This window comes from Streptomyces sp. A0642, from assembly GCF_004795105.1.
Taxonomy (GTDB): domain Bacteria; phylum Actinomycetota; class Actinomycetes; order Streptomycetales; family Streptomycetaceae; genus Streptomyces.
In genome coordinates this window covers 122183-133905 of sequence record NZ_SSBL01000021.1, presented here as the reverse complement: position 1 = coordinate 133905, position 11723 = coordinate 122183, and the positions used below count along the sequence as shown (strand labels likewise).

Sequence of the window (11723 nt, the reverse complement as noted above, 5' to 3'; positions counted from 1 at the left end):
CGTCCGTACGAGAACAGCCCGCTGTTCGCCCGGGCCCTCGGCAGCGGACTCGCCCCCTCCACCCCGGCACCCTCCGCGGAGCCGTCCCGGACGCCCACCACGGCCGCGGGAGTACCGGCCGCCGCCGACCACGGCCTGCCGCTTTCTCCCCGCCGCTGAGGAAGGTCTGGGTACGGGGCCGCGCAGGGCATCCGTAAACCTGGTTGAATTCCGGCAGGATTTCCGGAGGGCCGCCCCGTCGGGGGCGTGCGGAGGCCGGATACGGCAGTTGCGGGGAGAGCATGGACGACGGGAAGACCACCGAGCCGAAGGCGAAGTGGTGGAGCCGGCCCGCGCCGGGGCGCAGCACCCGCACGGCGCCCGAGGAGCCGTCGCCCGTCGAGGACGCGATGCCCCCGGCCGCCGCGCCCGCCGTGAGCGAGACACCCGACGACGCGCCGCCGTCCGCGGCCGCCCCGGCCGAACCCCCAGCCGTGACCCCGGCACCCGAGCCCGTGGCCCCAGCGGCCGCGATGTCCGAAGCCCCGGCACCCGGGACCGTGACGGGCGAGACCCCCCTGCTCGAAGCGGCGGCTCCGGTGAACGCGCCGCGGGCCGGGCAGCCGCTGCACGAGCCCGACCCCTACGGCACCCCGCCCTACGGCGGCCCCGGCCCCTGGGCGCCCGCGCCGCCCGTGCAGCGGCCGACCCCGGCACACGGCACCCCCGTACCCCCGCCGTACGCGGGCACGAACGGCGCCGGGCCGACCGTGCCGCCCACCCCCGCGCCCGCCTTCCAGGCCGCGCCCCCACTGCCGCCGCACCCGCAGGCCCAGCCGCACGGCCCCCACCCCCAGGCCGGCCCCCCACAGCCCCAGCAGCACAGCCAGCAGCCCCCGTCGCCGCAGTGGCTGCAGTACGACCCCTGGAGCGCTCCCCGGCAGCCGCTCCTCACCCAGCCGGGACCGCCGCTCGGCCCCGACGGCCGCCGGAAGAAGCGGCGCGGACGCGTCCTCGTCGGCGCGCTGCTCCTCGCCCTGGTCGCGGGCGGTGTCGGCGGCGGCATCGGCGCCTACGTGGAGCGCAACGGGGGCCTCACCGCGATCGAGCTCCCGCAGGACGAGCGCAACGGCGGCGGACGCGCCCCCGACAGCGTCGCCGGCATAGCGGCGAGCGCCCTGCCCAGCGTGGTCACCCTCCACGTCAGCGGCACCTCCGAATCGGGCACCGGCACCGGCTTCGTCCTGGACGACCGCGGGCACATCCTGACCAACAACCACGTGGTCGCCCCGGCCGGTTCCTCGGGGGAGATCACCGTGACGTTCAGCGGCGGCGAGACCGCGAGCGCCGAGGTCATCGGCAAGGACAGCGGCTACGACCTGGCGGTGGTCAAGGTCAGCGGTGTCTCCGGGCTGAAGCCCCTGCCCCTGGGCAACTCCGACAACGTGCGGGTCGGGGACCCGGTCGTGGCCATCGGCGCGCCCTTCGACCTGTCCAACACCGTGACGTCCGGCATCATCAGCGCCAAGGACCGGCCGATCACCGCGGGCGGCGAGAAGGGCGACGGCAGCGACGTCAGCTACGTCGACGCGCTCCAGACCGACGCCCCGATCAACCCCGGCAACTCCGGCGGCCCGCTGGTGGACACCGACGCGCACGTCATCGGGATCAACAGCGCCATCCGCGCCGCCGACACCGGTTCGACGACGGAGGGCGGCCAGGCGGGTTCCATCGGTCTCGGCTTCGCCATCCCGATCAACCAGGGCAAGCGCGTCGCCGAGGAGCTCATCAACACCGGGAAGGCCACCCACCCGGTGATCGGTGTGAGCCTCGACATGAAGTACACGGGGGACGGAGCCAAGGTCGGGCCCAAGGGTGCCGACGGCAAGTCCTCCGTCACCGCGGGCGGCCCCGGCGCGCGGGCGGGCATCCGTCCGGGCGACATCATCACCGAGGTGGACGGCAGGCGGGTGCACAGCGGGGAGGAGCTGATAGTGAAGATCCGCTCGCACCGGCCGGGCGACCGGCTGGAGCTCACCCTGACCCGAGGTGGTAAAGACCTGTCCATGACTTTGACTCTCGGCTCGGCAACCGGCACGTGACGGCCACGAGGAGCTACCGCCCGGACAGTTTCGCCGGGTACCGTGGTCGGTGCCCGGGCCCCATCCGACCTGGTCGCGGAGAACACGAGGAGCCGCAAGGTGTTCAATGACATAGGCCCACTGGAGCTGGTGGCGCTCGCCATCATCGGCGTACTCGTCTTCGGTCCGGACAAGCTTCCCAAGGTCATCCAGGACGCCTCGCGCTTCATCCGGAAGATCCGTGAGTTCTCGGAGAGCGCCAAGGCGGACATCCGCACGGAGCTCGGACCGGAGTTCAAGGACTTCGAGTTCGAGGACCTCAACCCCAAGACGTTCGTCCGCAAGCAGCTCATGGACGGCAACGACGACCTGGGGCTGAAGGAGATCCGGGAGAGCTTCGATCTCCGCAAGGAGGTCGCCGAGGTCACCGACGCGGTGAACGGGCGCGGGGGTTCCGCCGTCGAGGCGAAGAGCGGCGTGTCGGGCGGTTCCGCGATCACGGCGGCCAACGGCTCGGCGGGCGCCCCCGACCTGCTCAAGAAGGGCGAGCAGCCCCCGAAGGCCGACCACCCGCCGTTCGACGCAGACGCCACCTGACACACGTCAATCCCGGCGCGTCCGGACGGTATGGCTATTCTCCATCTGTCCGGTGATGCGTACGCCCGTGGGGGGCAGGCCGCTCCGGACCTTGACGATCGAGGAGGCGGCCGGGCAGATGGAGACAACGAGTCGGGTGGGCGCGGATGGTGCGCCGGACACAACCACGGCGGAGGGGGTGCCGGCGGCCCGGCTCACGGTCGACGGCTATCTGCGGGCGCCCTTCCCCTGGTACGGACTGGACGAGGCCTTCACCGGGCGCCGCTGGCTGATGCAGGTGGGCACCGCGGCGGACGGCACGGTGCAGCACGGCTCCACCGGTCACGGTGACGAGCCCTCGGTGCGGGGCGGCGGCGACGCCGCTGCGGACAAGCAGCGCTTCGCGGTGGTCGTGACCGTGGCCAGCAGCCCGGTACGGCGCAGCGGCGACGGGACGGGGGTCCTGGACGCGACCACGGTCTCCTCCGCGGCCTGGCTGGCCGGCTCGGGCCTGCTCGCCTGCACGTGGCCGCCGCAGCTGGACCACACCCTGCGCGACGACTGGCTGGACCAGCAGACGGAGACGGCGTTCGCACTCGCCGACGACCTGGACGGCCCCGCCTGGTCGGCGCTGTCGCTTCCGGTCGACGGCGTTCCGGTGCCCTTCCACTACCGCGAGTCCGAGTTCGGCTGGGTGCTGGCGGGGTCGGCGCAGGGCGTGCACATCGGTGCGTACGGGCGGGGGATGAGCGCCTACGGGCTGGGCTTCTCGGTCGTCGAGGACATCACCTCGTACGACGCGTAGATCTCAGGCCTCGCCGGCGTCCGAGGCGCGAGGGACGGGGCGGCGCCCCGGACCCCGCGCCTCGAACGCCGGCGGGCTGATCCTCAGAACTTGTTGCGCGGGGTGATGCCCAGCGACATGCCCGACAAACCGCGCTGACGGCCTCCCAGCTTGTCCGCGATGGACCTCAGGGCCTTGCCGGCCGGGGAGTCGGGATCGGACAGCACGACGGGCTTGCCCTCGTCGCCGCCCTCGCGCAGCCGTACGTCGATCGGGATGGAGCCGAGCACCGGCACCTCGGCGCCGACCGTCTTCGTCAGCCCCTCGGCCACCCGTGCGCCACCGCCCGAGCCGAACACGTCGACCATCTCGTCGCAGTGCGGGCACGGCATGCCCGACATGTTCTCGACCACGCCGACGATCTTCTGGTGGGTCTGCACGGCGATGGAACCGGCGCGCTCGGCCACCTCGGCCGCGGCCTGCTGCGGCGTCGTGACGACCAGGATCTCCGCGTTCGGCACCAGCTGGGCCACGGAGATCGCGATGTCGCCCGTGCCCGGCGGCAGGTCGAGGAGCAGGACGTCCAGGTCGCCCCAGTACACATCGGCGAGGAACTGCTGGAGCGCGCGGTGGAGCATCGGTCCGCGCCACACCACGGGGGTGTTGCCCGGGGTGAACATGCCGATGGAGATGACCTTCACGCCGTGCGCCGACGGCGGCATGATCATGTTCTCGACCTGGGTCGGCTTGCCGTCCGCGCCGAGCATCCGGGGCACGCTGTGACCGTAGATGTCCGCGTCCACGACGCCGACCTTGAGACCGTCGGCCGCCATCGCCGCCGCGAGGTTCACCGTCACCGAGGACTTGCCGACGCCGCCCTTGCCGGAGGCGACCGCGTACACCCGCGTCAGTGAGCCGGGCTTCGCGAACGGCACCTCGCGCTCCGCGGTACCGCCGCGCAGGGAGGCCGCGAGGTCCTTGCGCTGGTCGTCACTCATCACGTCGAGCGTGACCTCGACCCGTGACACCCCCTCGACGAGGGCCACCGCGTCCGTCACGTTCCTGGTGATCGTCTCGCGCATCGGGCAGCCGGAGACGGTGAGATACACCGTGACAGCGACCACACCGTCAGGATCGATGTCGACCGATTTCACCATGCCGAGTTCGGTGATCGGGCGGTGGATCTCCGGGTCGTTCACTGTCGCCAGTGCCTCAAGCACCGCGTCTTCCGTAGCCATACGGACGATGGTACGGCGCTCGGTCCTACGCGTGGGTGGCCCCGTCAGCGGTCTTCGTCACTCTCGGCGGTCTGCAGCGCCCGCCGCTCGTCCAGGTCCTTCACCAGGACCTCCAGTTCGGAGCGGATCCAGTCGCGGGTGGCGACCTCTCCGAGGCCCATCCGCAGGGCGGCGATCTCCCTGGTCAGGTACTCGGTGTCGGCGATGGAGCGCTCGTTCTGCTTGCGGTCCTGCTCGTGGGTGACCCGGTCGCGGTCGTCCTGCCGGTTCTGCGCGAGCAGGATCAGCGGGGCCGCGTACGAGGCCTGGAGCGAGAGCATCAGGGTCAGGAAGATGAACGGGTACTCGTCGAACCGCAGCGGCTCGGGCGCGAAGATGTTCCACACCACCCACAGGATGATGATCAGCGTCATCCAGACGATGAACCGTCCGGTGCCCAGGAAGCGGGCGATCCGCTCGGAGAACCGGCCGAACGCCTCGGGGTCGTACTCCGGCAGCAGCCGCCGGCGCGGGGCCTTCGGCAGGTCGAGCCGGGCCCGGGCGGTGCGGGTCAGCGCCGTGGAGCCGTTCGACGCCCTGGAGCGGTCCTCACCGGTCACGGAACACCCCCTCCCGGCCCTGGAAGTCGGTCTCCCGCCAGTCCTCGGGCAACAGGTGGTCCAGGACGTCATCGACCGTCACCGCGCCCAGCAGCGAACCGCTCTCGTCCACCACGGGCACCGAGACCAGGTTGTAGGCCGCCAGGTAACTGGTCACCACCGACAGCGGCGTCTGGGGCGTCAGGGACACCAGGTCGCTGTCGACGATCGAGCTGACCAGGGTGAACGGCGGGTCCCGCAGCAGCCGCTGGAAGTGCACCGTCCCGAGGTACTTCCCCGTGGGCGTCTCGTCCGGCGACCGGCATACGTACACCTGCGCGGCGAGCGCCGGGGACAGGTCCGACTGGCGCACCCGGGCCAGTGCGTCGGCCACCGTCGCGTCCGGACGCAGGATGATCGGCTCGGTGGTCATCAGACCGCCCGCGGTGCGCTCCTCGTACGACATGAGGCGCCGCACGTCGGCCGCGTCGTCGGGGCGCATCAGCATCAGCAGCCGCTCCTTGTCCGCCTCGGGCAGCTCCGAGAGCAGGTCGGCGGCGTCGTCCGGGTCCATCGCCTCCAGGACGTCTGCCGCGCGCTCCTCCTTGAGCTTGCCGATGATCTCCACCTGGTCGTCCTCGGGGAGCTCCTCCAGGACGTCGGCGAGCCGGTCGTCGTCCAGGGCGGCTGCGACCTCCGCGCGGCGCTTCGGCGAGAGGTGGTGCAGGGCGTTGGCCACATCGGTGGGGCGCAGCTTCTCGAACGTGGCCACCAGCGACTCCGCGCCCTGCCCGTGCTCCTCCAGCGAGAAGCCGCTCACCGCCGACCACTCGACGGTCAGGGTCTCGCCCTTGCGGCGCAGCGCCCCGCCACGGCCCTTGCGGACGAAGTACTTGTCGATCTCCCAGTCGCGGCGGGCCGGCAGCTGCTGGATGGCCACGTCCAGGATGGTGACCTCCTCACCCGTCTCGACCAGGCTGACCCGCCGGTCGAGGAACTCGCCGAGCACCAGCCGTTCGGTGGGCCGCTGTTCGAAGCGCCGCATGTTGATCACACCGGTGGTGATGACCTGTCCCGACTCGATGCCGGTCACCCGCGTCATCGGAAGGAAGATCCGCCGCCGGCTCAGCACCTCGACGACGATGCCGAGCAGCCGCGGCGGCCGGCCGCCGACCCGGAGCATCGCGACCAGGTCCCGGACCCGGCCCACCTGGTCGCCGTGGGGATCGAAGACGGGTACGCCGGACAGGTGCGAGACGAAGACACGGGGCGTGCCTGGGGCCATGCGTGCGCCTCCTCGTTCGCCGCCGGCGGACGTGTCCGGTCTGTTGACGCGTTCGGCCTGTTCCGACAGTTCTTGCAGCCTTATGACGTGATCAGGCTAGCCGGTACCGCTCCGTGACGCCCCGGCGAGCCGTCCGTACGGCTCTCTGCCGGAAGACGTAGGCCGCACGGGTACGCTGCCGTCTGCCACCCCCGCCATGCAGATGAGAGGCAGTGCGCCTGTGACCTCTTTCGTCCCGCCCGTCCGGGCCCGCCGCCGGACCGCCGCCCTCGCCCTCGTGCTCTGTGCCGGGGTGACCGCGGGCCTGACCGCGTGCGCGGGGGAGGATCCGGACCAGGGGACCAATGGCGTCGGCAGACTGACCGGGCCGGAGATCGAGAAGAAGGCCCAGGCGGCGGCGGACTCCGCCGACGCGGTCCGGCTGGCCGGCACGCTGGTCAGCAAGGGCGGCACGTACAAGATCGACATGAAGCTCAAGAACAAGGGCGGTGCGGGCTCCGTCACCTCGAAGAACAGCACCTTCGAGCTGCTGCGGATCGGCGACGTGCTCTACCTCAAGGCCGGCGCCGGGTTCTGGGACCACGACGACGACAAGCACGCGGGCGGCACCGCCGCCGGCAAGCTGGACGACAAATACGTGAAGGTGCCCGAGGACGACCCGACGTACAAGCAGCTGCGCGGCTTCACGGACAAGAAGGTGCTGCTCGACGGGCTGCTCACGCTGCACGGCAAGGTCGGCAAAGGTGACCGTGACGAGGTCCGGGGGACGCGCTCCATCCGGATCCTGGGCGGCCAGGGCGAGGGCGGCGCCCTCGACGTGTCCCTGGAGGGCACCCCCTTTCCGCTGAGCTTCGCCCGCGGCGGTGGCGGCGGCGTCATCACGCTCACCGACTGGGGCGAGGACTTCGCGCTGACGGCCCCGGCCGAGGACGAGACGGTCGACTACGGGCAGCAGCTGCCGAAGTCGTCGTAGCGCCGGCGGGGTCGAGGCGGGCGGCGCGGGGGCGCTTGCGCGCGGCCACGACCGGCGCGGGGAAGGGCTGCCCCTGGCCAGGACCGGCGCGGGGGCACGTGCGCGCACCTACGACCGGCGCGGGGACCGTTTGTCCGCAGCTACGACCGGCGCAGGGACCGCTTCAGCAGCCGCGGCAGCCCCGCCGGCACCGGCAGCCGCGTCGTCGCGGTGGTGGGCAGCGGAGCGGCCGCCCCCGAGGTGTCGGGCATGTCCGTACGCGCGTCGAGCGGCGTCAGCCGGATGATCCGGCACTCGCGGGCCCATCGCTCGGGCATCTGCTCGGCATCCGGCGCGTTGAGCCGCTTTCCCTTGAGCTCGGCGACCGCTGCCTCCCACTCCTCGGAGTGCGGGGCCAACTGCACCACCGAGGCCGGCCAGGCGACGAGCCGGCCGCCGTTGTCCTTGCTGCGGACGGTCACCTCCGCGGTGGCGCCGTCGGTGAGCCCGGCCGGGAGCGGCTGCTCGCCGGGGCCGTCCCCGACGAGGTGCGCCGCCCCCTCGTGCCACACGTGCCACAGTGCCCGGGCGGGACCGGTGCCGCGCACCCAGATGAGGCCCGACTTCTTGGTGGCCTCCTCGACGAGGGCCGGCCCGAGCAGCGTGTCAGCAGCAGTCATGGGGCAGAGCTTAGACCGGCTTGCACGGACCGGCCGGTCCCGGACCGGTCCACCGGATCACAGCCAGCCGTTGCGCTTCAGCATGCGGTGGATGGAGAAACAGACCACGCCGATGAAGCCCAGCACCATCGGGTAGCCGTACGTCCAGCGCAGCTCCGGCATGTGCTTGAAGTTCATGCCGTAGACGCCGCAGATCATCGTCGGTACGGCGATGATGGCCGCCCAGGACGTGATCTTGCGCATGTCCTCGTTCTGCGCGACCGTCGCCTGGGCGAGGTTGGCCTGGAGGATCGAGTTCAGCAGTTCGTCGAACCCGATGACCTCTTCCTGCACCCGGACGAGGTGGTCGGCGACGTCCCGGAAGTACTTCTGGATGTCCGGGTCGATCAGCCGCATCGGCCGCTCGCTGAGGAGCTGCATCGGGCGCAGCAGCGGCGAGACGGCCCGCTTGAACTCCAGCACCTCGCGCTTGAGCTGGTAGATCCGGCCGGCGTCCGAACCGCGCGGACTGCCCTTGTCCGGGGTGGAGAAGACCTCGATCTCCACCTCGTCGATGTCGTCCTGCACGGCGCCCGCCACCGCGATGTACCCGTCGACGACGTGGTCGGCGATGGAGTGCAGGACCGCGGACGGGCCCTTGGCGAGCAGCTCGGGGTCGTCCTGCAGCCGCTGGCGCAGCGCACGCAGCGAGCCGTGACCGCCGTGCCGCACGGTGATGACGAAGTCCCGGCCGGTGAAGCACATCACCTCGCCGGTCTCGACGACCTCGCTGGTCGCGGTCAGCTCGGCGTGCTCGACGTAGTGGATCGTCTTGAAGACGGTGAACAGGGTGTCGTCGTACCGCTCGAGCTTCGGCCGCTGGTGGGCGTGGACGGCGTCCTCCACGGCGAGCGGGTGCAGCCCGAACTCCCGGGCGATGCCCGCGAACTCCTCCTCGGTCGGCTCATGGAGGCCGATCCAGGCGAAGCCGCCCTTCTCCCGTACGCGCAGCATCGCCTCGTGCGGCGTACGGCAGGTGCCGTCCTGGTCGGCGATACGGCGGCCGTCGCGGTAGACCGCGCAGTCGACGACCGCGCTGGAGGCGGACGGGTCGCGGGTGGTGTCGTAACCGTTGTGCAGGGTGTTGGTCTTGCGCAGGGACGGGCGCACCACGGCGCGCAGGTCACGGATCATCGACATGGCTGGCTCCTTCACGGAGGGCCGTCTGCGCAGGCGTGGAACAGCCCGGAATGGGGACGTGGGCTCACGTCCGCAAAGCGGGCGGCACCGCGGAGGCACGACGACGGCGTTCGCTACAGACAGGCAAAAAAGGAGTGCTCTTCCGTCGTGCGAAATGCCATGCGCCTTGACCGAGAAGGCGTCAGATCACAGAAGAAAGGTGTCGAGCGGAAGAGCGGTTGGTACTGCACGGTCGACTTGGATCCACCGCAGCCCCACCTCCTCCGGTCGGTCCCCCGTAGGGGATGACGTTTCGTCGGGACTTGAGAGCGACGCTTCTGCGTGCTGTCCCGGCCGGCACCCCAGGCTAGCAGCCGGTGCAGGGCCAATCCCTTACTTTGCCCGTTCCATACGCGTCCTATGCTCGCCGCATGGCAGAAATTCTTGCTCTGGTCGAGGCACGTCTGCGGACGGCCCTGGGTGAACCGGACGCACGCGCGGCAGTGACCTTTCTCGGGACGGACCGGATCGAGGTGCTCCGGTTCATCGACGGCGACGTGGTGAGGTACGCCACGCTCGGCATGTCCGGCCAGCCGATGGCCGATCCGGCCGCCACGCTCGCCGACCCGGTCAAGGGCCCGCGCGCCGAACTGGTCCTGTCCGTGCGGGCCGGCCTCGCCGACACCGACCAGGTGCTGCGCAAGCTCGCCGTGCTGGCGGCCTCGCCGCAGGTGGAGGGGGTGATCGTGGCGCCGGGCGCCTCCCTGGACGTGGGTGAACCCCTGTGGCCCGGCGCCCCGTTCAGCTCCGTGCTGGTCGCCGAGTCCGGAGGGCTCGTCGAGGATCTGCCGCTGGAGGAGCCCCTGGAGCCCGTGCGGTTCCTGCCGTTGCTGCCGATGACGCCCAACGAGGCGGCGTGGAAGCGGGTCCGCGGTGCGCAGGAACTCCAGGAGCGGTGGCTGTCGCAGGGCACGGATCTGCGGGATCCGCTGCGGGCCTCGGTCGCCCTGGACTGAGACGGACGGCAGGGGAAGGCCCCGCCGCGCGGCCAGGAGGGCGAGCCGTGGGCGGGGCGGTACGGGGCCGGGTGCCGGCCCGTCAGCCGGCGAAGACCGTGACGCCGTCCTCGGTGGCGTGCTTCGGTTCCAGTTCTTCCGCTTCGTGCGTCAGTGCCGAGCGCCGGGCCCAGACGACGACCGCGCCGACGACCGCGGCGGCGGCGGCGACCACGAAGGGGATGTGGATGTCGCTCCACTCCTCGATCTTCGGGGCCAGGTACGGCGCGGCGGCGGCCGCGAACCAGCGGACGAAGTTGTAGCCCGCGCTGGCCACCGGGCGAGGCGCGTCCGAGACGCCGAGCGCCAGCTCCGTGTAGACGGTGTTGTTCATGCCGATGAAGGCGCCGGAGACGATGGTGCAGACGATCGCCGTCGTGTGGTCGCCGTACCCGAGGATCACCAGGTCCGCGGCGAGCAGCACCAGTGAGGCGCCGACCACCTTGAGCGAGCCGAAGCGCTTCTGGAGCCGCGGTGCTACGAGCACCGAGAAGACCGCCAGCAGCAGGCCCCAGGCGAAGAAGACGGCGCCGGACTTGTACGGGGTCATGTTCAGCACGAACGGCGTGAAGGCCAGGATCGTGAAGAACGCGTAGTTGTAGAAGAACGCCGAGGCCGCGACGGAGGCGAGACCGCGGTGGCCGAGGGCCTTGAGCGGGTCGAGCAGGGACGTCTTCCGGGCCGGCCGGGGCTGTTCCCCGAGGAACGCGGTGATGCAGACGAAGCCGATCGCCATCAGCGCGGCCGTGCCGAAGAACGGATACCGCCAGCTGGCGTCACCGAGGAGCGCCCCGAGCAGCGGCCCGCACGCCATGCCGAGGCCGAGCGCCGATTCGTACAGCAGGATCGCCGCGGAGCTGCCGCCCGCCGCGGCTCCCACGATCACGGCGAGTGCCGTCGAGACGAAGAGCGCGTTGCCCAGGCCCCAGCCGGCCCGGAAGCCGACGAGTTCCGCGACGGAGGAGGAGGTGCCGGAGAGCGCGGCGAAGACCACGACGAGCGCGAGGCCGGCCAGCAGCGTCCTGCGTCCCCCGATGCGGCTGGAGACGAAGCCGGTGACGAGCATGGCGACGGCCGTGATCAGGAAGTACGAGGTGAACAGCAGGGACACCTGGCTCGGCGACGCCTCCAGTCCCTTCGCGATGGACGGGAGAATCGGGTCCACCAGGCCGATTCCCATGAACGCGACCACGGAAGCGCCCGCTGTGGCCCAGACGGCCTTCGGCTGGCGCAGGATGCTCGCCGATCCCTGTTCGAACGGATCCTCTCCCTGCATGGGACTTCTCGCTCTCCACTAGTCCGGTGTGTTGTGCACAGAATAAGTTAGAGCGTCTAATAAATGCAAGCTACATCTAAA

Annotated in this window: 11 protein-coding genes; 5 read left to right on the top strand and 6 right to left on the bottom strand. The window is 71.2% G+C overall.

All coding sequences use genetic code 11. From position 1 onward, the window contains the following. Window positions 1–281: 281 nt before the first annotated feature. The 3 genes from E6R60_RS28255 (at window position 282) to E6R60_RS28245 (ending at window position 3441) form a co-directional block, all read left to right on the top strand. On the top strand, window positions 282–2081 hold the full coding sequence (locus tag E6R60_RS28255; RefSeq protein WP_206309537.1) for a trypsin-like peptidase domain-containing protein: 1800 nt from the start codon (window positions 282–284) through the stop codon (window positions 2079–2081). Window positions 2082–2180: 99 nt separating this feature from the next. Then, entirely contained in the window at window positions 2181–2657 is a 477-nt protein-coding gene (locus E6R60_RS28250; protein WP_136329509.1) for a sec-independent translocase, read from the top strand. 118 nt (window positions 2658–2775) lie between these two features. Beyond that, a complete protein-coding gene (locus tag E6R60_RS28245; RefSeq protein WP_136329508.1) occupies window positions 2776–3441 on the top strand; it encodes a hypothetical protein in 666 nt (221 codons plus the stop codon). A gap of 83 nt (window positions 3442–3524) precedes the next feature. Here the strand turns inward: E6R60_RS28245 and E6R60_RS28240 are convergent, their stop codons facing one another. The 3 genes from E6R60_RS28240 to E6R60_RS28230 are packed head-to-tail and all read right to left on the bottom strand — an operon-like array spanning window position 3525 to window position 6521. Beyond that, on the bottom strand, window positions 3525–4658 hold the full coding sequence (locus tag E6R60_RS28240; protein ID WP_136329507.1) for an Mrp/NBP35 family ATP-binding protein: 1134 nt from the start codon (window positions 4656–4658) through the stop codon (window positions 3525–3527). Window positions 4659–4702: 44 nt separating this feature from the next. Further along, a complete protein-coding gene (locus E6R60_RS28235; protein ID WP_136329506.1) occupies window positions 4703–5257 on the bottom strand; it encodes a DUF1003 domain-containing protein in 555 nt (184 codons plus the stop codon). Next, window positions 5247–6521: a CBS domain-containing protein gene (locus tag E6R60_RS28230; RefSeq protein ID WP_136329505.1), complete on the bottom strand. Its 1275-nt coding sequence runs from the start codon at window positions 6519–6521 to the stop codon at window positions 5247–5249. The genes E6R60_RS28235 and E6R60_RS28230 overlap by 11 nt, the downstream gene beginning before the upstream one ends. A gap of 220 nt (window positions 6522–6741) precedes the next feature. Here E6R60_RS28230 and E6R60_RS28225 point away from each other — a divergent pair, with 220 nt between their 5' ends. Continuing rightward, window positions 6742–7494: a hypothetical protein gene (locus E6R60_RS28225; protein WP_136329504.1), complete on the top strand. Its 753-nt coding sequence runs from the start codon at window positions 6742–6744 to the stop codon at window positions 7492–7494. Between the two features lie 140 nt (window positions 7495–7634). On the opposite strand, the gene E6R60_RS28220 is transcribed toward E6R60_RS28225, so the two are convergent. Continuing rightward, window positions 7635–8153 carry a hypothetical protein gene (locus E6R60_RS28220; protein ID WP_136329503.1) on the bottom strand — a complete coding sequence of 173 codons (519 nt, stop codon included), beginning with the start codon at window positions 8151–8153 and terminating at the stop codon, window positions 7635–7637. Window positions 8154–8210: 57 nt separating this feature from the next. Further along, on the bottom strand, window positions 8211–9332 hold the full coding sequence (locus E6R60_RS28215; RefSeq protein WP_136329502.1) for a magnesium and cobalt transport protein CorA: 1122 nt from the start codon (window positions 9330–9332) through the stop codon (window positions 8211–8213). A 410-nt stretch (window positions 9333–9742) separates the two neighbouring features. On the opposite strand from E6R60_RS28215, the gene E6R60_RS28210 reads away from it, so the two are divergent. Next, entirely contained in the window at window positions 9743–10327 is a 585-nt protein-coding gene (locus E6R60_RS28210; RefSeq protein WP_136329501.1) for a suppressor of fused domain protein, read from the top strand. A gap of 82 nt (window positions 10328–10409) precedes the next feature. Here the strand turns inward: E6R60_RS28210 and E6R60_RS28205 are convergent, their stop codons facing one another. Further along, complete coding sequence (locus tag E6R60_RS28205; protein WP_136329500.1) at window positions 10410–11642, bottom strand: MFS transporter; 1233 nt, start codon at window positions 11640–11642, stop codon at window positions 10410–10412. Between the last annotated feature and the right edge of the window lie 81 nt (window positions 11643–11723).

Excerpts from the sequence above, each read along its gene's own strand:
- E6R60_RS28255 (WP_206309537.1), top strand. The coding sequence starts at position 282 with ATGGACGACGGGAAGACCACCGAGCCGAAGGCGAAGTGGTGGAGCCGG.
- E6R60_RS28245 (WP_136329508.1), top strand. The coding sequence starts at position 2,776 with ATGGAGACAACGAGTCGGGTGGGCGCGGATGGTGCGCCGGACACAACC.
- E6R60_RS28240 (WP_136329507.1), bottom strand. The coding sequence starts at position 4,658 with ATGGCTACGGAAGACGCGGTGCTTGAGGCACTGGCGACAGTGAACGAC.
- E6R60_RS28230 (WP_136329505.1), bottom strand. The coding sequence starts at position 6,521 with ATGGCCCCAGGCACGCCCCGTGTCTTCGTCTCGCACCTGTCCGGCGTA.
- E6R60_RS28220 (WP_136329503.1), bottom strand. The coding sequence starts at position 8,153 with ATGACTGCTGCTGACACGCTGCTCGGGCCGGCCCTCGTCGAGGAGGCC.
- E6R60_RS28215 (WP_136329502.1), bottom strand. The coding sequence starts at position 9,332 with ATGTCGATGATCCGTGACCTGCGCGCCGTGGTGCGCCCGTCCCTGCGC.
- E6R60_RS28210 (WP_136329501.1), top strand. The coding sequence starts at position 9,743 with ATGGCAGAAATTCTTGCTCTGGTCGAGGCACGTCTGCGGACGGCCCTG.
- E6R60_RS28205 (WP_136329500.1), bottom strand. The coding sequence starts at position 11,642 with ATGCAGGGAGAGGATCCGTTCGAACAGGGATCGGCGAGCATCCTGCGC.